Origin of the sequence: Sphingobacterium sp. SG20118 (assembly GCF_044740685.1) — a bacterium.
Taxonomy (GTDB): Bacteria; Bacteroidota; Bacteroidia; order Sphingobacteriales; family Sphingobacteriaceae; genus Sphingobacterium.
Genome location: NZ_CP172826.1, coordinates 3,720,797 through 3,744,820, shown reverse-complemented (window position 1 = coordinate 3,744,820; position 24,024 = coordinate 3,720,797). Strand labels below are relative to the sequence as shown.

The 24,024-nt window shown below is 38.0% G+C and carries 21 protein-coding genes; 13 read left to right on the top strand and 8 right to left on the bottom strand.

What is annotated here, in order from left to right; genetic code table 11:
- Nucleotides 1-162 precede the first annotated feature (162 nt).
- The 3 genes from ACFX5U_RS17215 to ACFX5U_RS17205 are packed head-to-tail and all read left to right on the top strand — an operon-like array spanning nucleotide 163 to nucleotide 3,606.
- Nucleotides 163-1,719 (top strand): RagB/SusD family nutrient uptake outer membrane protein, encoded by a 1,557-nt coding sequence (locus tag ACFX5U_RS17215; protein WP_400261569.1) that lies wholly within the window; start codon nucleotides 163-165, stop codon nucleotides 1,717-1,719.
- A complete protein-coding gene (locus tag ACFX5U_RS17210; RefSeq protein ID WP_400261568.1) occupies nucleotides 1,713-2,840 on the top strand; it encodes a hypothetical protein in 1,128 nt (375 codons plus the stop codon). The genes ACFX5U_RS17215 and ACFX5U_RS17210 overlap by 7 nt, the downstream gene beginning before the upstream one ends.
- Nucleotides 2,779-3,606: an alkaline phosphatase gene (locus tag ACFX5U_RS17205; RefSeq protein ID WP_400261567.1), complete on the top strand. Its 828-nt coding sequence runs from the start codon at nucleotides 2,779-2,781 to the stop codon at nucleotides 3,604-3,606. Before ACFX5U_RS17210 ends, ACFX5U_RS17205 begins: the two co-directional genes overlap by 62 nt.
- A gap of 102 nt (nucleotides 3,607-3,708) precedes the next feature.
- On the opposite strand, the gene ACFX5U_RS17200 is transcribed toward ACFX5U_RS17205, so the two are convergent.
- Together ACFX5U_RS17200 and ACFX5U_RS17195 are read right to left on the bottom strand one after the other, a co-directional pair.
- Entirely contained in the window at nucleotides 3,709-4,005 is a 297-nt protein-coding gene (locus ACFX5U_RS17200) for a helix-turn-helix domain-containing protein (RefSeq protein WP_038700480.1), read from the bottom strand.
- 426 nt (nucleotides 4,006-4,431) lie between these two features.
- Nucleotides 4,432-5,088, bottom strand: coding sequence for a rhomboid family intramembrane serine protease (locus tag ACFX5U_RS17195; RefSeq protein WP_400261566.1), 657 nt, complete (start codon nucleotides 5,086-5,088; stop codon nucleotides 4,432-4,434).
- Nucleotides 5,089-5,199: 111 nt separating this feature from the next.
- Here ACFX5U_RS17195 and ACFX5U_RS17190 point away from each other — a divergent pair, with 111 nt between their 5' ends.
- The 5 genes from ACFX5U_RS17190 to ACFX5U_RS17170 all read left to right on the top strand — a co-directional run bounded on the left by ACFX5U_RS17190 (nucleotide 5,200) and on the right by ACFX5U_RS17170 (nucleotide 10,483).
- Nucleotides 5,200-6,297: an HlyD family secretion protein gene (locus tag ACFX5U_RS17190; RefSeq protein WP_400261565.1), complete on the top strand. Its 1,098-nt coding sequence runs from the start codon at nucleotides 5,200-5,202 to the stop codon at nucleotides 6,295-6,297.
- 39 nt (nucleotides 6,298-6,336) lie between these two features.
- Nucleotides 6,337-8,499: a peptidase domain-containing ABC transporter gene (locus ACFX5U_RS17185; RefSeq protein WP_400261564.1), complete on the top strand. Its 2,163-nt coding sequence runs from the start codon at nucleotides 6,337-6,339 to the stop codon at nucleotides 8,497-8,499.
- Nucleotides 8,499-9,833, top strand: a complete 1,335-nt coding sequence (locus ACFX5U_RS17180) for a TolC family protein (RefSeq protein WP_400261563.1) — start codon at nucleotides 8,499-8,501, stop codon at nucleotides 9,831-9,833. Before ACFX5U_RS17185 ends, ACFX5U_RS17180 begins: the two co-directional genes overlap by 1 nt.
- A gap of 20 nt (nucleotides 9,834-9,853) precedes the next feature.
- A complete protein-coding gene (locus ACFX5U_RS17175) occupies nucleotides 9,854-10,171 on the top strand; it encodes a hypothetical protein (protein ID WP_400261562.1) in 318 nt (105 codons plus the stop codon).
- A gap of 90 nt (nucleotides 10,172-10,261) precedes the next feature.
- Entirely contained in the window at nucleotides 10,262-10,483 is a 222-nt protein-coding gene (locus ACFX5U_RS17170) for a hypothetical protein (RefSeq protein WP_038700469.1), read from the top strand.
- A 384-nt stretch (nucleotides 10,484-10,867) separates the two neighbouring features.
- Here the strand turns inward: ACFX5U_RS17170 and ACFX5U_RS17165 are convergent, their stop codons facing one another.
- Both ACFX5U_RS17165 and ACFX5U_RS17160 read right to left on the bottom strand, forming a co-directional pair.
- Nucleotides 10,868-11,143 carry a hypothetical protein gene (locus ACFX5U_RS17165; protein WP_400261561.1) on the bottom strand — a complete coding sequence of 92 codons (276 nt, stop codon included), beginning with the start codon at nucleotides 11,141-11,143 and terminating at the stop codon, nucleotides 10,868-10,870.
- Nucleotides 11,112-11,432: a hypothetical protein gene (locus ACFX5U_RS17160; RefSeq protein ID WP_400261560.1), complete on the bottom strand. Its 321-nt coding sequence runs from the start codon at nucleotides 11,430-11,432 to the stop codon at nucleotides 11,112-11,114. Before ACFX5U_RS17160 ends, ACFX5U_RS17165 begins: the two co-directional genes overlap by 32 nt.
- A 495-nt stretch (nucleotides 11,433-11,927) precedes the next feature.
- On the opposite strand from ACFX5U_RS17160, the gene ACFX5U_RS17155 reads away from it, so the two are divergent.
- Nucleotides 11,928-12,743, top strand: coding sequence for a GLPGLI family protein (locus ACFX5U_RS17155; RefSeq protein ID WP_400261559.1), 816 nt, complete (start codon nucleotides 11,928-11,930; stop codon nucleotides 12,741-12,743).
- A gap of 21 nt (nucleotides 12,744-12,764) precedes the next feature.
- A complete protein-coding gene (locus ACFX5U_RS17150; RefSeq protein WP_400261558.1) occupies nucleotides 12,765-15,413 on the top strand; it encodes a hypothetical protein in 2,649 nt (882 codons plus the stop codon).
- Nucleotides 15,414-15,602: 189 nt separating this feature from the next.
- On the opposite strand, the gene ACFX5U_RS17145 is transcribed toward ACFX5U_RS17150, so the two are convergent.
- Nucleotides 15,603-16,406: a tetratricopeptide repeat protein gene (locus tag ACFX5U_RS17145; RefSeq protein ID WP_400261557.1), complete on the bottom strand. Its 804-nt coding sequence runs from the start codon at nucleotides 16,404-16,406 to the stop codon at nucleotides 15,603-15,605.
- A gap of 2,025 nt (nucleotides 16,407-18,431) precedes the next feature.
- On the opposite strand from ACFX5U_RS17145, the gene ACFX5U_RS17140 reads away from it, so the two are divergent.
- Nucleotides 18,432-18,710 carry a hypothetical protein gene (locus tag ACFX5U_RS17140; protein WP_400261556.1) on the top strand — a complete coding sequence of 93 codons (279 nt, stop codon included), beginning with the start codon at nucleotides 18,432-18,434 and terminating at the stop codon, nucleotides 18,708-18,710.
- A gap of 107 nt (nucleotides 18,711-18,817) precedes the next feature.
- On the opposite strand, the gene ACFX5U_RS17135 is transcribed toward ACFX5U_RS17140, so the two are convergent.
- Together ACFX5U_RS17135 and ACFX5U_RS17130 are read right to left on the bottom strand one after the other, a co-directional pair.
- Nucleotides 18,818-19,675, bottom strand: coding sequence for a universal stress protein (locus tag ACFX5U_RS17135; RefSeq protein ID WP_280565739.1), 858 nt, complete (start codon nucleotides 19,673-19,675; stop codon nucleotides 18,818-18,820).
- 13 nt (nucleotides 19,676-19,688) lie between these two features.
- Nucleotides 19,689-21,383 carry a BCCT family transporter gene (locus tag ACFX5U_RS17130; RefSeq protein WP_081918421.1) on the bottom strand — a complete coding sequence of 565 codons (1,695 nt, stop codon included), beginning with the start codon at nucleotides 21,381-21,383 and terminating at the stop codon, nucleotides 19,689-19,691.
- Between the two features lie 324 nt (nucleotides 21,384-21,707).
- Here ACFX5U_RS17130 and ACFX5U_RS17125 point away from each other — a divergent pair, with 324 nt between their 5' ends.
- Nucleotides 21,708-22,181 (top strand): hypothetical protein, encoded by a 474-nt coding sequence (locus tag ACFX5U_RS17125; protein WP_038700458.1) that lies wholly within the window; start codon nucleotides 21,708-21,710, stop codon nucleotides 22,179-22,181.
- A gap of 112 nt (nucleotides 22,182-22,293) precedes the next feature.
- Here ACFX5U_RS17125 and ACFX5U_RS17120 read toward each other — a convergent pair whose 3' ends face one another.
- Nucleotides 22,294-23,112 (bottom strand): ZIP family metal transporter, encoded by an 819-nt coding sequence (locus ACFX5U_RS17120; RefSeq protein WP_038700456.1) that lies wholly within the window; start codon nucleotides 23,110-23,112, stop codon nucleotides 22,294-22,296.
- A gap of 185 nt (nucleotides 23,113-23,297) precedes the next feature.
- On the opposite strand from ACFX5U_RS17120, the gene ACFX5U_RS17115 reads away from it, so the two are divergent.
- Nucleotides 23,298-23,957: a metal-dependent transcriptional regulator gene (locus ACFX5U_RS17115; protein ID WP_038700454.1), complete on the top strand. Its 660-nt coding sequence runs from the start codon at nucleotides 23,298-23,300 to the stop codon at nucleotides 23,955-23,957.
- The last annotated feature ends 67 nt before the right edge of the window (nucleotides 23,958-24,024 follow it).

The window sequence follows — 24,024 nt, the reverse complement described above, 5'->3', positions numbered from 1 at the left end:
AAGTAATATTCAAATGAAATCACCGTGAGCTTAAAGCATCTATAAGCAGGAACTCATCCGATTAGGTCGTATTGGGTGAGTTCTTGAACATCATTAAAAATAAACAATTGATGAAAATAATTGGCTCTTGCAAGTTTCATCAGCGATTTAAAAAATATTAAAATGAAAAACATAACAAGGTATATCACATTATCAATGCTGGCTTGTGGTATCGGGACCTTCACGCAGTCTTGTAACAATAAATTGGACATTACTCCAGAGGGAGCACCATCTAAGGGTAATTATTGGAAAACACCTGAAGATGCCGTAAAAGGTGCCAATGCTTTATACGCCAATTATGACGAAGAAGAATTTTACGGACGTGGATTCTTTTGGTTTATCAATGCGAGTGATGACATGGTAACAGGCAGAAATAATGCGCAAGCAGAAAATGTACGTAATTTTAGTAGCACTTATATTGGCGGCGGATATACTGAACCGCAGTGGCAATATCGCTATGCAATCATTAAACGTGCTAATGATATTTTGAGATATGTTCCAACTATAAGTATGGATGGTGCTTTAAAAAAGCGCATATTGGGTGAAGCTAACTTCAACGCAGGTTATATGTACTTTCAATTGGCAGCTAATTATGCTGACGAAAGAGCGGGTGTACCCATAGTAACTGTCGAGAATATGGATAATGAATTGGCTACACCTCGGGCAGCTAATATTGAAGAAAATTATCTTCATGTTGAAAAACTGTTAAAAAGTGCGGCTGATCAATTGCCTTTTTTCGATGAGCTGGCCAAAGTGGACTATGGTCGTGCACACAAAGTTGCTGCATGGGCGCTGCTTTCGAAAATGTACTTGTATAAGAAAGATTATAAAATCGCAAATCTGTATGCAGATTCGGTTATCAATCAGGGGAAACGTGGCTTAGAACCTGTATTTACAGACGTATTTAAGGCTTCCAATAACTGGGGAACAGAATACATCTGGTCGGCAACCAGTTCTCCATCAGGAAGGTCTGGTTGGGGTTCTATTCTACCAGGTGTCATGTTGACCAATGGTGCATGGGGTCTTTATAATGGCTGGGGTTATTATTTACCGACTAAGGAGCTTTATGATTCTTACGAGAAGGGTGATGCGCGAAGAGAAGCGACTATTTTAAAACCTGGCGATAAATTCATGTTTTTTGGTGAAGAACGTAGTTTTACACCTGCTGGATCGGCGACCTGTGATATGCAGTTCAATAAGTATATGGAACCTTTTTCTCACCCATCTCCGATCGGTTCACATGTGAGTCCAAATGGAGATCATATGGCAACAGATTTAAATGTACCCCTAATTCGTTTTGCAGAGATTCTTTTAATCAAGGCAGAATCGCTGATCATGTTAAACGGTACAGGTGCAGGGGATAAGGAACTTAATCTGCTGCGTAAACGTGCTGATCTAGATGAAATGCAAGGTATGACATTAACAGATTTAAAACGCGAACGTCGTAACGAGTTGGCCGGCGAGTTTACAGATCGTCACAGGGACTTGGTGCGCTGGGGGGATGCTGCAGCTACTTATGCTAAACCTCTGCATACCTATGCTATGGTAGATCCTGCTACAGGCAAACCAATCGTGTTTCCAGGTCGTAAATTTGATCCTAAGATTCACCATGTATGGGCAGTTCCGCAACAAGAGATTGATAATAGCAACGGTATCATTAAACAAAATCAGGGATGGTAAGCTTGAAAGGTGCCATTTATAATAAATGGAGTGTATTATTGATAGCGGCTTGTCTATGCGGCGGACCTTTGTTCTCAAAGGCACAGACCCTCAATGAAAAGTTTGAACAATTGATGTTCAGCCGGGACAAAGGACAGCTTAACAAAAGTGTTTATGCCGGGCATAGTCATAATGATTATTGGCAAGCTCAGCCTTTATATACGGCCTATTATGCCAGTATGGAGTCTATCGAAGCTGATGTTTTTCTTCGGAATGGCAAATTGATGGTGGCTCATGATGCAAAGGAAATCAAAAATGAACGCACCCTTAATGCGCTTTATTTGGAACCTCTTGTTGCGCTGTACCGTAAAAATGGCCATACTGCATTTGCGGATAGCACCAAGCATTTGCAGCTATTGATTGATATAAAAGAAGATTATAAGAGGTTATTACCCATCCTTGTAAAAGAAGTGGGGCAATATGGTGACATTTTTAATCCGATTAAAAATCCAAATGCAATTAAAGTAATCGTTACGGGAGGAAGACCTTCGCCTGAAGGTTTCAAAAACTATCCCAAATGGTTATTTTTTGATGGTGAGGTCAATTGGACCTATGATGCGGTGAGTTTAGCGCAGACAGGGTTGATCAGCGCTGACCTAAAAGATTATACGGATTGGAATGGGAAGGGATTGCCTGAAAATATACCAGAAATTAAGAAAGCGGTCGATAAAGCAGATTCTCTAGGACTTCGTTTTCGTTTCTATGGAACACACGATAGTCCGAATGCTTGGCAGCAGCTGATTAATTTAGGGGTCTACTGGATCAATACAGATCAACCTAAGTCTTTGGAATTATTTCTTGATCAGCGTGCACGTTCGTCATTTCAATTGGACAAACCACAGGAGGTTTATAAGCCCAGTTTTCAGCATGATGCGAAGGATCGTCAAGTGAAGCGTATTCTACTTTTAGTTGGAGATGGTATGGGGCTTGCAGCAGTAAAGGCAGCGACTTTAGCAAATGGTGGATCCCTGAATATGACACAGATTAAGACTGTTGGACTTTCACAGACCGAGGCTTTAAATGCTGATAACACCGATTCTGCCGCTGGAGGTTTCTGCCATTGCTACGGGGCAGAAGGTTAATAATCGGGCTATTTCCGTGGATGCTCATGGCCAGGGACTTCCAAGCGTTGCTGCGGTTTTAGCCGACAAAGGGTGGAAGACTGGTGTTATAAGCGTTGGTGATGTGACGGATGCTACCCCGGCAGTTTTCTATGCCCATCAGCAGGAACGGAATGAAAGTGAATCCATCTTAGGACAGTTTGCACAATCAAAAATGGATTTCATTCTTGGAGGAAAGCCAGATTGGTTAAAAAAGGAAAATAACTGGAAGGGATATGCCGGTATTTCGGTCTTAGACAATACCATAGATCAAGAAGGAGGTAAGCAAATTGTTTTTCTTTCGGACGAGTTCCTTAAACCGGTTAAAGATGGTCGGCCAGCAATTTTGACAAAAACGATGTTGGATGGTGTCAAGTTCCTTTCTCGTGAAAATAAACCATACTTCCTGATGGCAGAGTCTGCGCAGATTGATTATGCTGGGCATGCCAATGATCTTAAATATTCAATCATGGAAACATTGGATTTTGACAATACGATTGCTGAAGCCCTGCGTTTGGCGGATCAAGATCCAGAGATGCTGGTTATTGTAACTGCAGATCATGAAACGGGGGGACTTACCTTATTGGATTCAGATCGTAAATCTGGACGTGTAGTTGTTAATTTTAGTAGCAACGATCATACAAATGCCTTCGTTCCGGTATTTGCTTATGGTGCACGATCATTTTTATTTCAAGGAGTGTATGATAATACTGCGATATTCCACAAATTGTTGGAAGCTGTGAAATAGCGGTTTCAATTTCTTTCGTATTCATTATCATGTTTAGTAACAGCCACATCATCAGATGTGGCTGTTTTATTTAAGATCTTGACGATTTTAATAATACTGGAACTATTTACAGAATGATGTTATTTTTTTAAATCCCAGAATAAGATAATGGTATCCTAAACCAAGTATATTTTCACCTGTAACATCGCTTGCTAATGAAGGAGGTAAAAGCTCGTAAATGCTTACACCAAAATACTCCGCAATTTTATAAACCTGATCAACTTTTACTTTGGTTTCATTCCGTTCAATTTTAGAATATGCAGCCTGTGATATTTCTAAGAAAAAGGCAACAGCCTCTTGCGATAATTTTAGATTTTCTCTTTTCTGTCTTATGAAAGTTCCAATCTCAGCTTTTGACATAATTTATACTGTAATTTTCTACAGGCTAATTTAAGTATATAACCTGAAGTTATAAAATTAATAAGTATTAAAAATTTGAGTAAGCATTAATCCTATGTTTTTATGGATTCAAAGGGTACATTTTCTTGAAATTTCTAGACTAAAAACTGAATCATTTGAATAGTGGAAGGGATTATATTTTGGAAAATAGGTTTGAATTTTTTTGACGAGACTGTGTAATTTAAATACCGTTTAAAACCCAAGGTTGTGGTATACTTTTTTATATGTCCGTATTTTTGAGAACATTAAAATAATAAAACGTGGACAAAAAAAATAAAAAAATCAAGGTTATCGCATTAAGTATTAAAGAACAAAAGGAAATCAATGCAGGTGGCGAAAGGTCAAATCAGAAAAGGTCAAATTTATGGGAGATATTCTTTGAATACTTTAGAATTTAAGAAATAAGGCTTTCGTAAATTCATAAATAGACTCATTTCTAGTTATTAATGCAATAATTGAACCTAATAAGTAAGCAACAATGTGTAACGACCTATTTATTTTGGAAATTTTCACGCATGACAAAAGGGTCAAAACAATCAATATATAGAGCCAATATTGAGCAGCATTATGAATCCAAGGAATGAATAAATGATTAATCTTTTGTAAAGGAAAGAACAATGCTGAGAAACCATAAAGGCCAAATGTAAGTCCAGAAGCTCCTATAGAGGTAAAGTAAAAATCATTTCTTTTATTTAATACCAGAAATGCATTAGGGATAATAATGAGTAGAGAAAATAAGAGTGGTGTTAGTAAATAGGCAGATACCGAGCCATATACTTGCATGATGTTTCCAAACATGTCATATCCTAATCCATATATAATCAACATGTTGAATAACAAGTGTATCCAATTTCTATGTATAAATGCAGAGGTAAGCAACGTATGTAAGCGCTTACCTCTTGCGAGTTCATAAGGATGTAAAAGTACAGCATGAAAATAGGGTTTAGTGTAAAAACCTAGGATGCCACTGATCATCAGGATAGGGACTATAATATATGAATAAGGAGCTTCTTGAAAAGTTGGAAATACGTCAAAAAATTGCATTTATATTACTAATTAATCTTGTTTGAAGATAAGGTAAATATAATAAAATACAACTTGTAGTTGTGGTATGTCATATTCTTATTTGAGAGATTTGGATAATTAAATACCACTATGCACAAAACCAATATTATTTATATTTTGTTGTTAATTGCTGTTGCTGTCACACTTGCTGTTTTACCTTTTGTACGCATTCCGATATCTATTTCTGCACCTGGAATTATTAGGCCGCAAACAGAGAATACGAAGATCATTTCCCTTGTAAGTGGTCGTATTGTGGATAGCCAGATCAGTGGAAACAATCAGCGGGTGACGAAAGGGGATACTTTATTTGTGGTTGTCTCAAAAGAACTACAAAATAAATTATCTTTCAATCAACATATGGCAGCCGATTATCAACAACAAATCTCTGATTTGATGTTGTTATTATCTAGGAAACATGTTGGTTTACAAAGTAGCTTATATCAGATGGAGCTTGTTTCTATGAAACAACGCATGTCCGAAGTGCAATCACAATTGACATTAGCGAAACGCGAATTTGAACGTAACGATTACTTATTCAGTCAAGGTATTATAGCTCAAGCGGAGTTTGATAAAAGTAGGTATACATATGAACAATTGAAAAATCAGGTTTTGTCAATTGAAAAACAACAGATGGCACAATGGAGTGCAAAGTTGAGAGAACTGCAACAAAAATATCAATCTAATTCAACAGAAAGAGACGCTATTGAAATAGATGGAGAAAACTATATCGTCAGAGCACCCTTAAGCGGGACAGTGGTCAACCTGAAAGGTTTTCAAAAAGGAAGTCAAATCATACAAGGACAAGATATATTAGAAATATCTCCAGAAGATAATTTAATAGCCGAATGTATGGTTCCAGCAAATGCCATTGGTTATATTAAAGATAAGCAAGCGGTCAAATTTCAGATAGATACCTATAATTATAATCAGTGGGGGTTTCTCACAGGTTCAGTTCAAGACATCGATTACAATCTGGTAGCCAATCAGAATAATGCGCCATTTTTTAAAGTTCGTTGCCATATAGATGGCAATCACTTGAGTTTGCCCAATGGTAGTAAAGTTACAGTTGGTAAAGGTAACACCTTTAATGCCCGTTTTTTTCTGGTCGATCGGACACTTTGGCAATTATTGTTTGATCGGGCGGACGATCTCTTTAATCCCAATCTAGGTAATAAAATAACTTCATAACTGTTTTTTTCGTTCGCCATTTTAAAACATTTTATTCTGATGAAAAAATCTCCAGTCCGTATTAAGCAACATGATATCCGTGATTGCGGGGCAGCCTGTTTAGCCTCTGTTGCAAGTTATTATGGGTCAGATATTCCAATAGCAAAAATACGACAGCATTGCCACACCGATACCCGAGGTACCAACGTACTTGGCATGATCCAAGGATTACAGGAATTAGGGTTTACAGCTAAAGGAGTGAAAGGAGCTATAGATGCCATACCACAAATCCCTTTACCAGCGATTGCACACGTCGTTTTAAATGGTCAATTGCAGCACTATATTGTCATTTATCAAGTCCATAAGGGTCAGGTCACGGTAATGGATCCCGGTCTGGGGAAAGTCCAACAATACAGTATAGAAGAATTTCAGAAAATCTGGACTGGCGTGTTGATCTTATTAGAACCCAATGAATATTTTAAGCAGCGGAATGAGAAAACTAATGTTTACAATCGTTTTTGGAATCTGATAAAACCACATAAATCGATTGTTTTACAAGCATTAGTCGGTGCAGTTGTTTATACCTTACTCGGTTTGTCCTCTTCACTTTATATCCAAAAGATTACCGATTTTGTACTTGTAGATGGCAATGTTCGTTTACTCAATTTACTCTCGGTCGCCATGTTGGTTATTTTGTTCTTTCAAGTAATCATCGGTACGCTCAAAAGCGTCATGGTGTTACAAACTGGACAACGGATTGATCGCTACCTGATCTTGGGCTATTACAAACATTTACTAAGTCTTCCACAGCGTTTTTTTGACACGATGAAAGTCGGAGAGATTATATCGAGAGTAAATGATGCAGTCAAAATTCGGGCATTTATCAATGATGTTGCCATTCAGGCCGTCGTTAATGTTTTAATTGTTGTGTTCTCATTTGCTTTAATGTTCTCTTATTTCTGGAAACTGGCATTGATTATTTTATTGGTCATTCCTTTTTATTTCTTTGTCTATTGGTTAACCAATAAGTTGAATAAAAAAGTGGAACGTCGGCTTATGGAAGAAGGAGCTGAACTGGAATCGCATCTAGTCGAATCACTCACTTCAGTCAAGACCATCAAACAGTTTGGTATGGAGACCTATTTCAATAGCGGTACTGATCACAAATTCACCTATCTCTTGAAGACCATTTACTCGTCCGTATTGAATGGACTTTTCTCTGGGACATCGAGTGAATTTCTCTCCCGCCTGTTTACAATTATTTTACTCTGGGCTGGATCCTATTATGTGATTGATCGTACGATTACACCGGGCGAGTTGTTATCATTTTATGCTTTGATCGGATACTTAACAGGACCCGTTAGTCAATTGATCGGAATGAATAAAACATTGCAAAATGCATTGATTGCTGCCGACCGCTTGTTTGAAATCATGGATCTTGAGCGAGAAGAAAATGAAGGCAAACTGGATTTGGTGAGCAATGAAGTAGGTGATATTGTATTTGAAAATATACGGTTCTCCTATGGATCTCGAGTCGAAGTGTTCAAAGACTTCAGTTGTCGAATAGAAAAAGGCAAAATGACTGCTATCATAGGTGAGAGTGGAAGTGGCAAAACTACTTTAGGAGCACTGATCCAGCAATTGTATCCTGTCCAATCGGGGAAGATTCATATTGGACAATATGATCTTAATTATATTTCTAAGCAATCTCTTCGAGAGCGCATCGCAATCGTTCCGCAGCAGATTGATCTTTTCTCTGGTAATGTTATCGAAAATATTGCTGTAGGGGAAGAAGTTCCAAATTTCCAACGTTTGATGACTGTCGTTAAAGAATTGGATATGATGTCGTTCATTGAAAAACTACCCTCAGGTTTCGAAACCTATTTAGGAGAAAATGGCTCTATGTTATCCGGAGGACAAAGACAGCGTATTGCCATTGCTAGGGCACTTTATCGCGATCCGGATATCTTGATTCTTGATGAAGCAACATCAGCGTTAGATACCGGGACCGAGTTGGTTATTCAACGTGCTTTTGACCGATTTAGAGCAGCCGGTAAAACCATGCTCGTTATTGCTCACCGATTGAGTACCATAGCAGGGGCAGATACCATCATGGTTATGCAAGATGGTCAGATTGTCGAACAAGGTAGTCATGAACAACTGTTATTGACAGCGTCAGCTTATAGAGATATGTGGAAAAAGCAATCCGTTATTCTAGATTGATGAAAAAAATACTAATCATCGCGTTGTTACTCACTTTGGGAGTAAGAATGGCAGTTGCACAAAAGCAATGGTCCTTGGAAGATTGTGTGTCTTATGCAATCGAACATAATCTTCCACTAAAACGTCAAGATGTTTTAGTGGCTATTAAAAATTTAGATCAAGAAATGGCCCATAGAGAGCGACTTCCTGCAGTTGGAAGTTATTTCAATGGGTACAGTACATTTGGCCATTCTCAGGATGTGTTTGGTACCATCCGTCGCAATGATAATTTTAATAGTAATATGGGGATTAATGCCGAGATGACCCTGTATCAATTTAATTATCTGCGCAATCAAGCAAAAAAAGCGACCGTAGAGGCAGAACAAGAACAGCTTGAAAAAGAAGTTCTAAAAAGGGATTTGACACTTAAGATAGTACAGGGTTATCTACAAGTTCTGCTGACACAAGCTTTGGTTGATGCACAAGATTCAGCGATCAACTTTTCAGTGCAATTATTGGATAAAGCTGAAAAGAGTACTGCGATAGGGGCAACTGCTCCAGCTGTAGTGTTTGAGGCAAAAGCGAATTTGGCAAGAGAAAAACAACAATATCAACAATATCATAAAGAAACTCAGCAAGCCAAATTAACCTTGGCCCAGCATATGAACTATGCGGATTATAGTGCATTAAGGGTGTATGATCCTCTTTTAGAATCCGAGATTTTTAAAACAGGTATAAGAGGAACAAAGTCAGATCTCATCCAAGAAGCAATAAGACATAATCCCATACTTAGCAAGTATGAAAATCAATTACTTGGACTAGATATCGAATCTAAACTATTTAAAGCAGCAGACTATCCGATGGTCAAAGGATCCGCAAGTTTAGGCACTACCTATTTTAACGCATTCAAAACTGCGAATGAACGGCCATTCTTTGGCCAGTCCAAAGATAATTTTGCACAGCAGATAGCTATAGCGGTAACGATTCCCGTATTTAACAAAGGCAGGACTAAAAGACAGTTACAGCAAGTCAATTTACGTAAGCAGGAAATCGGATTATTGAGCGAAAATGAAAAAATACAACAGATACAAATTTTAGAAAAGCTTCAGCTCGATTGGAAGGAAAGTAAACAGCAATATGAAATTTCGACAGAGGCATTTTCTGCGACAAAGGAATCGTTGGTGTATTCTAGACGTAGTTTTATGGCAGGTAAAGTTTCCATCTATGATATCAATAACAGTAAAAATAACCTGATAAAATCGGAAGCCGAAATGATTCGAGCCCGATACAATACATTATTTAGCCTCTTGATGCTACACTTTCATGTGTCTGGAGACATCAAGTTTTCATATTAACGACATTAAAACAAAAGATTATGCAACTATTCAAATATATCGATCGCATTAACTTAATGGATAGTTTGATTCGTCAAGGTAGAACTGGGACACAGGCTGAATTTGCAAATCGACTTGGACTCTCTGTATCTAGACTTGCTCGTATTATTGAGTATATGAAAGAGATTGGCGCCCCTTTAGAATACGATCGAAAAAGGAATACCTATTATTATGAAAAAGATTATTCAATCCAGATTAGAGTTGATATTCAACAGCTTGATAATAATCAGATTAGAAGCGTTTCTGCAGGCTCCTTTTATTTTTCAAATAATACTTTCAATGCTTTTTTTAAGCATTGAACAACACTAATTTAGTGCATTAATACAACAAGGCAGTTCTCCGAAAAGGCTTAAATAATAGAGTAGGAATAATTTTTTATAGACAAAAAAATGAATAATTTAGAGTTAAACACAATCGGTGTTCAAGAATTGAACATGAACGAAATGACTAATGTTGAAGGTGGATTAATTGGTGGTCTTGGTTTACTTTTAGGCTTACAATTAGATGGACAATTGGGCTTACAATTAGGCTTGCAATTAGGTTCTATTAACATTGGTTTAGGTCTTAGCCTTGGTCAAGGTATCGGTATTAACTTAGGTGTAAAAGCTTAATTTTTTACATATTTACTTTTAATAACTAGAAAATACAGTGTAAGATTTAAACTTGAGAAATCCTGATTAAATAATTTCTAGTTACTTATTGTGATGATTAATCGAGCCATACTTGTTATGGCTCGATTATTTTTTATCTACTCCTTTTATTCATTCAACTATTTTTGTTTTAAAATCCCCATCCGTCAGTTTATACCGATGACCAAGTTTGATTCATGTGCTTAGTGGAGGACATACCGTGAGGTATCGCTTTACATATATGGGAATATAATTCAGCTCATTTATAATCACTGCATAATGAATGCGATTTAGTTATATAACACTGATTTATACCATAGCTGTCTAATCAAATTGGAATAAGGATTCCATTTGTAAAAATATAAATTAGAGAATACCCCAAGGTTTAAAATCTGATGTAACAGGATTTTTTAGATCAAATTCAACTGAAAACACGCGGTCAGATCCTATTTTGCTTAGGTTGTAAGTAAACTTGGTATCGTCGATGGTTACCCACCAGACATTATATGCTGCATAATCAATAAGCTCTTCTGTTTCCGCATCTGCTGGAAACATTTGCATATGTGGTTGACCTTCGTTGGTGGCTGTACCTCCATAAAAAGTTACCTGATCAGGAGAAACCGTCCGACAATCTATGATCATGCTTTAACTCTACACGATTATTGCTCCAAGAAAATATCCAGGTACGTGATTTATCTTCACCAACAAAGAACGGAACTTTCACCTCTCTATCATCATAGCTCATAACCTGCATCAATAATCGTTCACCAGTGAACCCATCACCTTGTTTACCTCCTTTGACAATAGTCCCCTCATAGTAATTACCCAGATGGGGTTTAAAAGCTTCCATAAAAGCTTTGGAATTTGACACTTGAGCATTCGCCCAATTGATCATGATACTTGATATTAATAAGAGTACGTACTTTTTCATATAAAAAATAGAGATTTGTTAACTTTAATAAGAAATAAATTAATACGAACAATTATAAGGATATATTTCTGATTTATTATAGTTTCTAGACCTATACTATTTTATTCAAAATAGGGTTTTAAATGTTGTTAAAAATTAAGCAATCGATTGTTTTCGTTTATTTTTTTAATATATCAGGGTAGTTGTTTATCTTAGAGTATAAACTTAAATAATTACAACCACAAAGAAGTAAAGTCAATCGTCTGTAATTCAGTGAAATGTTTCATTTATGGATGGCCTTGCTTTATTTAAAAGTAAAAATACAATGACCATTTATAATACCTGAGCCTTTGTAATTGATTGTGTTCGATAAAAACTCAGGCATTAGGATAGGTCGTTTCTGTTAATAGAATTTAGTGTAGAGATTCAGACCTCTATTAGACGTAACTTAAATTAAAGAATTTATAAGAAGAACGAGTCAAGGATTAAACTTAACCCATTATAAAGTACCAGCAGATGAAAAACCTTTTTTACCTTTTATTTCTTTCACTATTCCATTTCAATGTTCAGGCTCAGATAAAACCTGTGAAATTCGACACGAAGATTATGTATAGGTTTACCTATCAGAATGATAGTATCTCCAGTGCTTCCCGAAAAAGTGTTTTTACACAATTGATGATCGGTGATGACGAAAGCCATTTTCAGACCCTATCAAAATTTAGAGCTGATTCAGCATTGGCGCAGAAGGGGGGTAGTATTTGGTCTGTCTACAGTTATGGTCGTATTGAGCCCAATAACTTTTTGATTGTCAAACGTGCAGATATTATTTCTACCTATGAGCCCGTAAACGGGATGGGATTTAGTGGAAATAATGAGCTGTCCTACTACGAGGAAAAGAAAGAAGATCTACAGTGGGAAATACATCCGGATACTGCCCATATTCATGATTTTGTTTGTCAAAAAGCGACGACGGATTGGGGAGGAAGAACATGGATCGCGTGGTTCACCATGGATATTCCAATTTCAGATGGACCATACAAGTTTTGTGGACTTCCTGGCTTAGTGTTATCAATTTCAGATCGAGATAAGTATTTTACATTCGATATGGTCTCCATCAGTAAAGTAAATGGGGTATCAGTCACTTTCGATCAACTACGCCCAGACCTTGTTCTCCAAAAGACAACAAAAGATAATTTTTTTAAGGAAAGGGAAAAATTAAGAAACACGATGACCGAATATGCGCTATTAACTGGAACTAAGTTATCTGAAGAAAGTAAAGTAAATATTCGAGCAGAAATGAAAACAGATAATAACCATATCGAGCGGTATTAATTTGATGTGCAAAAGATTCCTATGAAAGTTAAACTCTTTTTCACAGTCATTTTTATACTGATTGTTGTCCATTCGTTTGCCCAGATTCTTATTACAGGGAAATTACTCACTGAAGATCAAAAACCGATCGCTAATGTTACGGTATCCTACAAAAAGATCGGTTCGGCAGCGCTGTTAGGTTTTTCAAAAAGTGATGGAGGTGGCACCTTCAAACTGACGGTCAAAGTCACCGATGTAGACTCGGTACAATTGGATTTCAATCATCTTAGCTATGCCAAACGAAGTGTACATGTTGTCAATGCTAGCGCTAACTATGCTTATATTTTAAAAGGGGAGGTGAGAAAAATCCAAGAAGTGAAGGTGGCTGATGTACCCGTTTACAATCGAAAAGATACGATCAATTATGATGTTGCCTCCTTTACAGGTAAGCAAGATCGTGTTATTGCCGATATCATCAAAAAGCTTCCGGGCATCGAGATGCGTGGAGGTCAGATTTTGTATCAAGGCGAACCTATCCAACAATATCGTGTCAATGGACTGGATATGATGGGAGGTCGTTACGGTCTTATCAATCAAAATCTTCCAGCAGAAGCGGTTTTGAAAGTACAGATACTTGAAAATCATCAGCCGATTAAAATGTTGGATAAGTTGGTTTTTTCCAATCGCGCCACACTTAATCTTCAGCTCAAGAAATTTACTACAACAGGTACAGGAAAAATTGGTTTGGGAGCAACTCCCGCACTTTGGGATGCCAATATAACGCCGATGTCCTTTGCAAAGACCTTTCAAACTCTCAATTCTTTTCAGACGAACAATGTTGGGGATGATGTGTCACAGCAGTTAAAACCATTCTATTCAGGTACTGGTTATTTTGCAGCCCGATCAAGATTTTCTGATGGCCCGAGCTATCTCTCCATTCGAGAGGTAGCCACTCCTGGTTTCGATCAGAAAAAATGGCTGGATAATCAGATCTTTTTAGTGAGTAGTAATATGATTCAAAAGTTGAAGAACGGTCTTGAAGTTAAAGGTAATTTTTCTTATTTTCATGATAATCGAAAGCGTCAGGGGACGACCATGACACAGTATTTTACAAGCGATGAAGTGATTAGCAACCAAGAAGTGGTTGATAATAGTTATGGTGTCGACGAACTGAATATTGGGGTATTTGTCGAAAAGAATGAATCCAATGTTTATTTCAACAATAGTACCAATTATCGTAAACGTTGGAACAACAGTGTCGGGAATATCCTTTTTAATGAAAATACGCCTATTCATCAGGATAAGAACTTTTCCGATGAGGCCTTTCTTAATTCTTTTTCACTTGGCCGTTTTATAGGTAAACAATTGGTCAATGTCACTTCCAAGATAGAGTGGCACAATACACCCCAACGTCTTTCAGTCAATCCAGGTCAATTTGAATCGTTGATCAATGTCGGGAAGCCATATGATCGGATGGGGCAAATTGTCCGATTTAAGAGTTTCAATTTTGAAAACGGATTGAGTCTATCACGCAAGATCAAAAGATGGACCTTTTCTCCCAGCGTTAACCTGAATTATAACAACAGTAAGCTGAACAGTCATATCGAGGTACAGGATCAAGATGATATTCGAGTTTTGGATACCGGCTATTTCAATGATATGAACAACGAACAGTTACAGCTGCGCTTGGCGCTCCAAATTGGAAAAGAAGTACGTAAGTTTAGATACAGTTTCAATCTGCCATTTAGTCAATATTACTATAATGTGAAACAGCAAGGCATACAGCGTATGAAAAATGAATTCCGGAGCAGTTGGAATCCATCTGCTTCGGTGTCCTATGTGCTTAACGGTAAAAATAGTATCGGTACAAACCTGAGTGGAGGTAGGAACTTTGGTGGACTCGACAATTTCTATAATGGTTATATCATCAGTCAGTATCGTAGTATCCAAAAGTATGATGTGCGCTTGCTCAAGAATGAAGACCTCAGTACAGGAATACATTATGAGTATAAAAACACTTTGAAGGCGAATTTTGCCAATCTGGGTTATCATTACACAAAGAGCTGGCGCGATTATATGTTTAGTACAGTATTGGATAGCTTGGGGCGGAGTACGACCAGTATTAATAATCAAGATGCGCAGAGCCTCCATCAAGGGATAAGAGGAGGACTTTCTAAGTTTTTTATAGGTGTCAAAACCATAGCCAAGTTGAACGGAAGCCTAAATTGGCGTGTTTCAGACTATTTGCTCAATGAGGCTTTGGTCAAACAACATGTTAACAGTCAGTCATTCACGTTTGAGTTGATCAATTCGTCCTCATCTATGATTTCTGGAGATTATAGAGTTTCTATGGGGCGCACCCATAATCAATTGGCAGGTGGACTGAGCAATGAGCTGTTGTATAACAATCATTTTTTCAACCTGGTATTTGCTCCCCATGATCGACATTTGATTACGATGTCCAATTCTTTGTATGGGAATAATGTCAAGGCACAAAAGAGTCAATATTTTATGGATGCGACTTATCGGTTCAGGCTAACGCATTGGCGTACAGATTTAGAGCTGACGGGAACCAATCTCTTGAATAATAAAAATTACCTGCAGCAGTTTTCTTCAGATTATGAACTTGTGCAAAGTTATTTCGAACTCAGACCAAGGCAGTTTTTGATATCCATGAGATTTAAAATTTAGTGTTGGTACCCAATTGACTGTAGTTGGTGATCTGACAGGATATTTTTAATATGAATTGTAATTATAAGTCATTTATGATGTTAAGATATTTGCTGTTATTATTGCTGTTGCCATTTTCCATTGAAAAGTAAGGTGTCAACATGCTTTATGCCATTAGGAAGACAAACTTTTTAAGATACGGTATTTTTGTTACTGAAATAGGCTATCCTTATCAAATCTGATTTGATAAGGATAACGTTCATAAATGACATTATCTTCATTGATCGTATATCCTTTTTCTCTGTTTACCCTCGCTTCTTCAAGTAAAGCAGTGGCATCTTCGAGTTTACCAAGATGCGCCATCGAAATCGCTTTATAGTATTTTACATCAGAAAACTGTTCGTATCTTTTTAGCGCACGATCAAAGGTGATCACTGCCGCTTCATATTTCCCTTGTTCATATTGCGAGATGCCATAATAGAACAACTCTAGGTGATGCACCCATTCTTCACCACGTTCTTGCAACATTTTATCTACCACTTCTTTTAAAATAGCCTCTGCCTTTTCAAATTCATTTAGCTGCAATAGACTCAATGCAATGTAAAACCGATAGGAGTGATCCATTACATGACTGTCCCCATGACGGCTAATGGCTTCTTCAAAGTCGACTATTGCTTCTCGATAGGTTTTAGCAAAGATGCACTTGATAAATCCCCTATAGTTGAGGTAATTGTCTTTGTCGTAAAGAACAGCTTTATCAAGGTATTTCATACCCAATTCATATTTCCCTTGTTTAAATAGAGGCATTGCTTTTTGTTGCCATAGATAAGCTATGGTAGAGTCTTCTTTTAAACCCATATCTATATATTTTTGCCATTCCTTTGAATAGTAGCTATATTGCTGTGCACTGTCTATGAGGTATTTGTTTACAATAGCTTGTTGCTTAGCTTTATCAATTTCAAGTGTAACTTGTTGTGTGCTCGTATTGCGGCAACTGATTATAGATAGTGCCAAAAAGAAAAGCCCTATAAAATGCTTTAATAAATAGGTATGATGATATGTGCTTAAACAGTGCATTCTTTTATAAATTAGGTATTTAATATAATAGTTGATATAAATTAAACAATTGCATTGTGGATGTTTACTTCCAATATTTTGTGAACATTGAATGATATGAGATTGATATAGTTGATTAACAAGACCGTAATCCGACCAGAAGGGAAGGTAAATACATTCTTAATCAAAAACAAATCACGCCCTAAAAAAACGAATGTAATAACGTAAATGTGATTTTTTATAATACAGAATATGAGTAGTTTGTGTTTTTTGATAATGTGTGGTCAAGAATCGAATGCTAAAGAAATGATTGAAAATGTGGGTGGAACATTTCTCATACTTACGGATTCATGGAATGGTAAAAACTTCGATTCATAATAGTTCGCATGCTTAGTTGTTGCAATAATTGCCCCTTTATCTTAAGGTATGGACGCTTTAGTAGGAACACCTTATTGCTTTTGCTAGACACAGTTTGCGTGAGGTCACCATTATATGTTAATAAGGTTGCTTTTTATCTGGGATAAGTAATTAGTTTGTGAAAATAGAAACCTATATGGACCTTAATACCTAAAGCTAATTCTAATTGCAGTAATCGTTTTTCTTACATAATAGCTCCTCTCTTAGAGACAAGTATCTGCAATGCTATCTATAATAAACACCTTTTCATAAAAGCATTTTACATCTTAACCTATCACCAAATTTGGTATAAAGTTGGTGATGACGAGATATTCTTGACCACGTAATTTTACACAAAGCTCTCTTACGACATACTCAATAAAAATAGAGCCTAGTTACCTTTTGAATAAAAATTTAGGGACATAAAAAAGGAATTACTTCAGAAGAATAAGTCATTGATGATAGTCCGAAGAACATTAGGGACAGCTTTGTGCCTCAATCGAGATTGGGACGTCATTCCTTTGGTAGTTCTTCGACTGCTGTTCGGCAATTTCCCGAAGCCCAGTCGAAGCGGAGTCGAACAACACCCGAACAAGTGTCGAAGCGGTCTCGAACAAGTGTCGAACAGCAGTCGAACAAGTGTCGAAGAATACTCGAGCAGAGTTTGAACAAATAGCAGAGGAAGAAAGATATTCTGCTTTTCTTCTGGAGTTAGTGAATAAGTTGTTGCCACATTCGGGTCAGCTTCGTACTGTATTCGTACCAGCTTCGGAACTTATACTAGCTCCAATTTACCGTTTAATTACCTTCCAATTACCTTTTACTGGGTAGCCGTTGGTCAGGAGATGTGCCAGCGGTGTGCAAAGGATGGGCGAGGTCCGAAGCAGGTTAGAAGCAAGTACGAATCCTTTATTAACAATGTATTGTTAATTCACGAGGAGTGTACTAAAAAGCTACTGGAGAGGTACAGAGATTAGTACATTCGGGTTGCTGCTTTATAGGATGGTAAATAATTCAGTATTGGATGCCACTGGGGTTACCTTACACAATCTCTTACGGGCGCTTGTTTTTTCACATCAAGTATTTACCCACATTGAGCATGATGATTGCTCAGCCTTCTTAAAAAGTAGCTTAAACTTGATGTGAGGAATAGGTGTGCTTATTAGGAATAATCGTATTGTGCGTTTTGTTTGTTGCGGCAAGATTAGCGATTTTAATTGCTGCTTACATCGGAACAGTATCTGGCCAAGTTGAATGCAAGCAAAACTATGTACTGCAGGGCACGGTAGTATCCGGAGCTTTACCCTTCGGCTTTAATTTGTGCTGTTATTAGTAAGAGCTTCTGATGGACATAGAGGCAAATTATTTTATAGATTTTTCGACTCGCTTTTCGTTCAAAAAGATGGTAACGGTGGGTCTACTTTTTTACTCCATCTGTTTTGTTTTATAACTCCGCCATTGCCCTATACTTATCCCATATTCGCCCTTTATTCGGGAAGGCTTCGGAAAATGTATACTGTTTACCTACAGTTGCTCTACCGTTTCCCTACAGATACAGTAGGAGGCAGGTAGGTGTAGAGTAGGGAAATGGTAGAACCACTCCGAAGAAGGGGCGAAGCAGGCTCGAACAATGGTTTAATAATATCTGAATATAGCCAAGCAGATAAAGCATTAGAATCAATCGAAATCCTACCTTTTGAAGGTGCAACGGAAGGGCACCGCTATTACGTACAGACTAAGTTGATGCTCGCTTATCAGCACATACTTAAAAAGGAATATAAAATAGCCGGTACTAAAATAGCAGAGTCTCGTACTTGGCCATCGAATCTTGGAGTAAGAGAAACCTTATGTGGAGCAAAAGAATGAGTTGTTGGCGGATTGGTTGATGGCATAATTGATGATGGGTCTTTTTAGAGCTTAATGTGATATAAAAAAACACCCCAGCATTGCTGGGGTGTTTTTTTATAATTTTACTATTTGACAATATATAACAACTGGAAGGGATCTCTATTAATGATCTCATTGGTCGTGCTTCCAAGAAATATAGTAGCGATCGTACTGGCTCCTTTGGCAGCCATGACAAGCATATCTGCTCCACAGTTTTTGTTTTCGCGTAGGATGATGTCCGAAATACTTTTTCCATTTTGATATACGGCTTTGAAACTCCAAGTATCGGATATCTTTAATTTTTTCTTTAAAGCTTCATATTGGACCATGATCAGTTTTTCGGCTTTTACTTTGGTTTCCTGATCGTCGATAAATGGAAAGAATACGCTCGGTATATTAAAAGATTTGATTATTGATACTTGGAAAGGGCTGCCTGTAGGCAACAAATCTTCTACTTTGTTCTTTACTTTTGAAAAATTGCTGCTTAAATCTGTTGGAATCAGGATGGACTGCATTTTGAACGATGTATCTCGTGGTATCAATAGGACATCGCCCTGAAATATGCGGATAAGCTTTTGCGCCATGGCACCTGTGCCGTTTTCCACTGTTTTCCAACCCAACAATGCGGTGGTCGGTTTGTTCATCTTTTTTACCCATTCGCTGATGCCAAACTCGGTATTGTCTCCTTCCAGTAAGGTCAAATCGTAACTGTCAGACTCTTTGAAAATACTCTTGATTTTGTTTTCAAGATTTTTTGAGATCATGGGACCTATCTGTCTATCCTCCATCATATCGCTCAGGATTTCGTCCAACTCCGATATTTTGATGTTGTGTACAAAATGTACTTTAGCAATCTGATAAGTAGATTGGACCTGTTGTGCAAACTTGATAAGCGTGAGATCATGATCCGTAAGATCTAGCGCTACTATGATTGATTTGTTCATGTTGTCTTATTTTTTATTGACTAGATTTATTCTCGTCTGTTTTTACCTCTATAGGCCCGGTCGGCTTAGCATTTGTTGATTCCACATCCTCATGACCCAGCTGTAAGGCTTGTCTTTCTTCATCCAATATTTTTGCAATAGAGGACTTATAGGATTCGGTTTCTTTCATTTTCGTACGTCGCAGATCCATATTGAAATCCTCACGTATACCGATGAATAACGATACGCACATGATAACTAATAAGATGGCAAAGGGTAAGCCTGAGATCGTAACGGCTGCTTGTAAAGTGTCTAAGCCTCCTCCGGTTAGTAGTGCTGCAGCAATGATACCTGATAACGAAGCCCATAGGATCCGCTGCATAGCAGGTGTACGGCGCTGCCCTCCAGAAGTAATGCTATCGACAACTAACGCACCAGAGTCGGCAGAGGTAATGATAAAGCTACAGATCAGTAACATGCCGAGTATCTTGAAGATGATGGAAAAAGGGAATTTCTCAAAAAATACGAATAGCGCCGTCGATATATTGTCTTTCACGGCATCTACCAACGCAAAATCCCCTTCGAGTAGACCTAACATGGTGGTGCCTCCAAATGCCGAGAACCAAAGAAAGGTAACTAATGCAGGTAGTAACAATACGCCTAGTATAAATTGTTTAATGGTACGTCCACGTGATACTCGCGCGATAAATGTCCCGACAAAAGGCGACCATGAAGCCCACCAGCCCCAGTACATCAAGGTGACGTTATTGTGCCAACCGCTATCGCCATAGTTGCCTGACCAAGTTGCCAAATCTACAAAATTGTGTAGATAGCTACCAATGTTTTGAACATATCCTTTTAATATAAAAGCGGTAGGACCCAAAATCAATACCAGTAGAAATAGGATGACGGCAATACCTATATTGAGCTCACTCAAAAATTTGACTCCTTTATTTACTCCAGATATTACGGATAGGGTGGCGATGAGTGTAATACCGAGTATGACACCGTATTGGATAAAGATGCTGGATGGTATACCAAAAACATGGGTGAGGCCTGCATTTATCTGTCCCACACCAAATCCTAGGGTGGTGGCAAGACCGAATAAGGTAGCAACGACTGCAACAACGTCAATGGTGTCACCTATCCAACCATAGATGCGATCACCAAGGATTGGGTAGAAAGCTGAGCGTATGGTTAGAGGCATCTTACGGTTGTAGGTAAAATAAGCAAGTGCGAGTCCAATGACGGAATAGATGGCCCAGCCGTGAATACCGTGATGTAAGAATGAAAAATTGATAGCTTCTTGTGCGATGACTGATGGGTCGGTGCCGGCGGGGAGCCGGGGAGGTGTTACAAAATCTCTGACGGGGTCGGCAATACTGAAAAGTACAAGGCCATTACCAATCCCTGCACTGAATAGCATGGCAAACCAGGCGGAGACTTTAAACTCAGGTTTGGCATCAGGTCCTCCTATGCGCACGCTGCCGTATTTTCCAAAGGCCAAATAAAGACAAAATACAATAAATGCATTGACGGAAAGGGTGTATATCCAACCGCCTTTTTCGGATACGACATCTTGAACCTGTTGAAAGATTAACTGCGATTCTTTGTGGAATAATAAGGCAAGCACAACACTGACCACCACGATAATCAATGTGGGTATAAATACGGGTTTATGGATCACTAATCCAAATCTGTTACTACTCGGTAGTTTGTTTTCTGACATAATCTCCTTCTTTTTCTTAAAGCCCCGGCATACAGACGAACCGAGCTAATTAAGAAAAATTGATCTCAAAAAAGATGCTGCCCGCCAGTGTATACTGACAGTGAAAAAGTGTGTCGACAAAACAGCAATTAGTCTCGGATTACAGGATGTTTAGATCAACCAAGAACTAAACATAATATGATATGCCTGAGGCACAATATGATAATTGAATCACGAAGGTACAGTTTTTATATGTAAGGGACAACCATGATACTGGGAAAATGAAATTACAAGTAAACAAATCATCGCACTCAACTGTTATTTCCATATTCAAAATGCATTGGTATGGAAAATGAAATCATTAATAAAGATACGCGAATCAATCTCTATAATGCTCATTATGGATTCTTGGAGAACCCTAAAGCATTCGATTTTGATAATAATCCGCAGCGGCTTATCGTAAGAAATTATGCCCTTAGAAATAAGGACAAAGCCACCTATGTGAGATATTTGGATGATTTTTTTCCGGAACAGGTTATAAAGGAGTCGGAGCGGTTTGATATCGACCGTCAATCGATTAAGCAATATAGCAATGAGGAAGCACGTATATGGATGAAGGAAAATAATGTCCGCATCTTAAGGTCGGATATCAACTATACCGATCAAGATGCAATATTTAGTGTCGTGACAATTGCTGATGATGAAGATGTCGCGATGTATTTGTTCGATGATGATGGTTTTATCTTAAATACGATAGAGCCTGCTGATGTACTGAAGACACATAGTAAAATATGGATCGACAACAGGTTGTCGAAATAAAGGACAAGACTTTTATACTTGAAGTGAAAGCTGTACGCTAGATTTTATGCTTGGGGTGATATTCGATATCGAAATGACAATGAGTTATTTCGATATCGTTGATTATTGTTGCTTAACCTAGTGCTACATCTAGCGTCATCATTAAGATAAATCCACCAATGAAGCCAATGGTGGCAATGTCTGAATTCTTGTTCTGCTGTGCTTCGGGAATCACTTCTTCGACAACCACGAATATCATCGCTCCAGCAGCAAATGCTAGTGCATAGGGTAGTATCGGTGTAAATGTAACAACTGCCATGGCTCCTAATACACCTGCAATTGGTTCCACAATAGCGGATGCTTGGCCATAGAAAAAACTTTTGCGTCTGCTCATGCCCATTCTTCTTAAAGGCATGGCTACTGCGATACCCTCAGGGAAATTTTGCAAACCTATACCTATCGCTAAAATTACAGCGCCCGCAATTGTGGCTTCCGGAACCCCTGCAGCAACACTTCCAAAAAGTACTCCTACGGCAAGTCCTTCGGGAATATTGTGGAGAGTAATGGCTAAAATCATCAAAGTTGTCTTTTGCCAAGGAGTCTTGACACCTTCGACTTTTTTGAAATTGATGTGCAGATGCGGTAATACCTTATCGATGCTAAAAAGGAATGCTGCGCCGATCAAAAAACCCACCACTGCAGGCACGACCTGCACAAAGCCGGTACCTTCACTCATGTTTATTGCTGGGATAAGTAGACTCCAGACACTTGCTGCGACCATGACACCACCTGTAAAACCCAACATGCCATCCATGATGTTTTTATTCATCTTCTTGAATAGAAATACAAAGGAGGCTCCCAAAGCGGTTACAGCCCAGGTGAATAAAGTCGCATACAATGCGGCCAATATGGGGTCAATGCTTTCTAGGTAGGTGATAATAGAATCAATCATATAAATGTTATTAGGTTAATCTCTTAAGATGCACAGTTTTATTAGCCGAATTGATAAACTCCCACACAGGTCTTTTATGAGGCTAATTGTAAACTTATGTGTGCAAAAGTAATAAGTTAGATTGGACTAACAAATTTTTTCTAACATTATTGTTAGACTGTGCTAATAATTCATAGTTTTGTAGGATGATTTCACAGACAGAAGAGAATTATCTAAAAGCCCTGTTTGCATTGACCAGCGTGAAAGGTGAGGCAAGTATGAATGAACTGAGCAAGCAATTGGAAATCAGGATGCCTACTGTAAATAGCATGATGAAGCGCCTTTCTGAAAAAGGTTTTGTCGTTTATGAAAGTTATAAACCTTTGAAACTGACGGAAAAAGGGAAAAAGGAGGCTGCTTTGATCATACGGAAACATCGTTTAACTGAAATGTACCTCGTCAATATGATGGGTTTTGGATGGGAAGAAGTACATGATATCGCAGAACAGATTGAACATATACAATCGCCTAAGTTTTTCGACAAGATGGACAAGTTATTGGGGTATCCGACAGTGGATCCACATGGCTCTCCTATACCGGACACAGAGGGCAAGATGGTGGCGGAGAAATACAGTAAATTGAGTGACTGTAAACTTGGCGACGTGGTCGTCTTTAAGGCTGTTAGTCATTCTTCGGAAGAGTTGCTTAAGTTTTTAACAAGTCGGATGTTGGCTTTGGGGGCTGTAATTACGATAGATGCTATCGAGGCTTTTGATAACAGCATTACAATCAGTTACGCGAATGGAAGGCATGAGGTGCTGAGCAATAAGGCATGTGAAAGTCTATTGGTAAGGATTAAGAAATAAACATTTTTAATATGTCTTGGATGACAATAAGTTGCAAATACAAGAAGGGCTGATTAAATTGTTAATC

Bases quoted from the DNA above. Each gene is read 5' to 3' on its own strand.
- ACFX5U_RS17215 (WP_400261569.1), top strand. From the start codon at position 163: ATGAAAAACATAACAAGGTATATCACATTATCAATGCTGGCTTGTGGT.
- ACFX5U_RS17210 (WP_400261568.1), top strand. From the start codon at position 1,713: ATGGTAAGCTTGAAAGGTGCCATTTATAATAAATGGAGTGTATTATTG.
- ACFX5U_RS17205 (WP_400261567.1), top strand. From the start codon at position 2,779: ATGCTGATAACACCGATTCTGCCGCTGGAGGTTTCTGCCATTGCTACG.
- ACFX5U_RS17200 (WP_038700480.1), bottom strand. From the start codon at position 4,005: ATGTCAAAAGCTGAGATTGGAACTTTCATAAGACAGAAAAGAGAAAAT.
- ACFX5U_RS17195 (WP_400261566.1), bottom strand. From the start codon at position 5,088: ATGCAATTTTTTGACGTATTTCCAACTTTTCAAGAAGCTCCTTATTCA.
- ACFX5U_RS17190 (WP_400261565.1), top strand. From the start codon at position 5,200: ATGCACAAAACCAATATTATTTATATTTTGTTGTTAATTGCTGTTGCT.
- ACFX5U_RS17185 (WP_400261564.1), top strand. From the start codon at position 6,337: ATGAAAAAATCTCCAGTCCGTATTAAGCAACATGATATCCGTGATTGC.
- ACFX5U_RS17180 (WP_400261563.1), top strand. From the start codon at position 8,499: ATGAAAAAAATACTAATCATCGCGTTGTTACTCACTTTGGGAGTAAGA.
- ACFX5U_RS17175 (WP_400261562.1), top strand. From the start codon at position 9,854: ATGCAACTATTCAAATATATCGATCGCATTAACTTAATGGATAGTTTG.
- ACFX5U_RS17170 (WP_038700469.1), top strand. From the start codon at position 10,262: ATGAATAATTTAGAGTTAAACACAATCGGTGTTCAAGAATTGAACATG.
- ACFX5U_RS17165 (WP_400261561.1), bottom strand. From the start codon at position 11,143: ATGATCATAGATTGTCGGACGGTTTCTCCTGATCAGGTAACTTTTTAT.
- ACFX5U_RS17160 (WP_400261560.1), bottom strand. From the start codon at position 11,432: ATGAAAAAGTACGTACTCTTATTAATATCAAGTATCATGATCAATTGG.
- ACFX5U_RS17155 (WP_400261559.1), top strand. From the start codon at position 11,928: ATGAAAAACCTTTTTTACCTTTTATTTCTTTCACTATTCCATTTCAAT.
- ACFX5U_RS17150 (WP_400261558.1), top strand. From the start codon at position 12,765: ATGAAAGTTAAACTCTTTTTCACAGTCATTTTTATACTGATTGTTGTC.
- ACFX5U_RS17140 (WP_400261556.1), top strand. From the start codon at position 18,432: ATGGTAGAACCACTCCGAAGAAGGGGCGAAGCAGGCTCGAACAATGGT.
- ACFX5U_RS17135 (WP_280565739.1), bottom strand. From the start codon at position 19,675: ATGAACAAATCAATCATAGTAGCGCTAGATCTTACGGATCATGATCTC.
- ACFX5U_RS17130 (WP_081918421.1), bottom strand. From the start codon at position 21,383: ATGTCAGAAAACAAACTACCGAGTAGTAACAGATTTGGATTAGTGATC.
- ACFX5U_RS17125 (WP_038700458.1), top strand. From the start codon at position 21,708: ATGGAAAATGAAATCATTAATAAAGATACGCGAATCAATCTCTATAAT.
- ACFX5U_RS17120 (WP_038700456.1), bottom strand. From the start codon at position 23,112: ATGATTGATTCTATTATCACCTACCTAGAAAGCATTGACCCCATATTG.
- ACFX5U_RS17115 (WP_038700454.1), top strand. From the start codon at position 23,298: ATGATTTCACAGACAGAAGAGAATTATCTAAAAGCCCTGTTTGCATTG.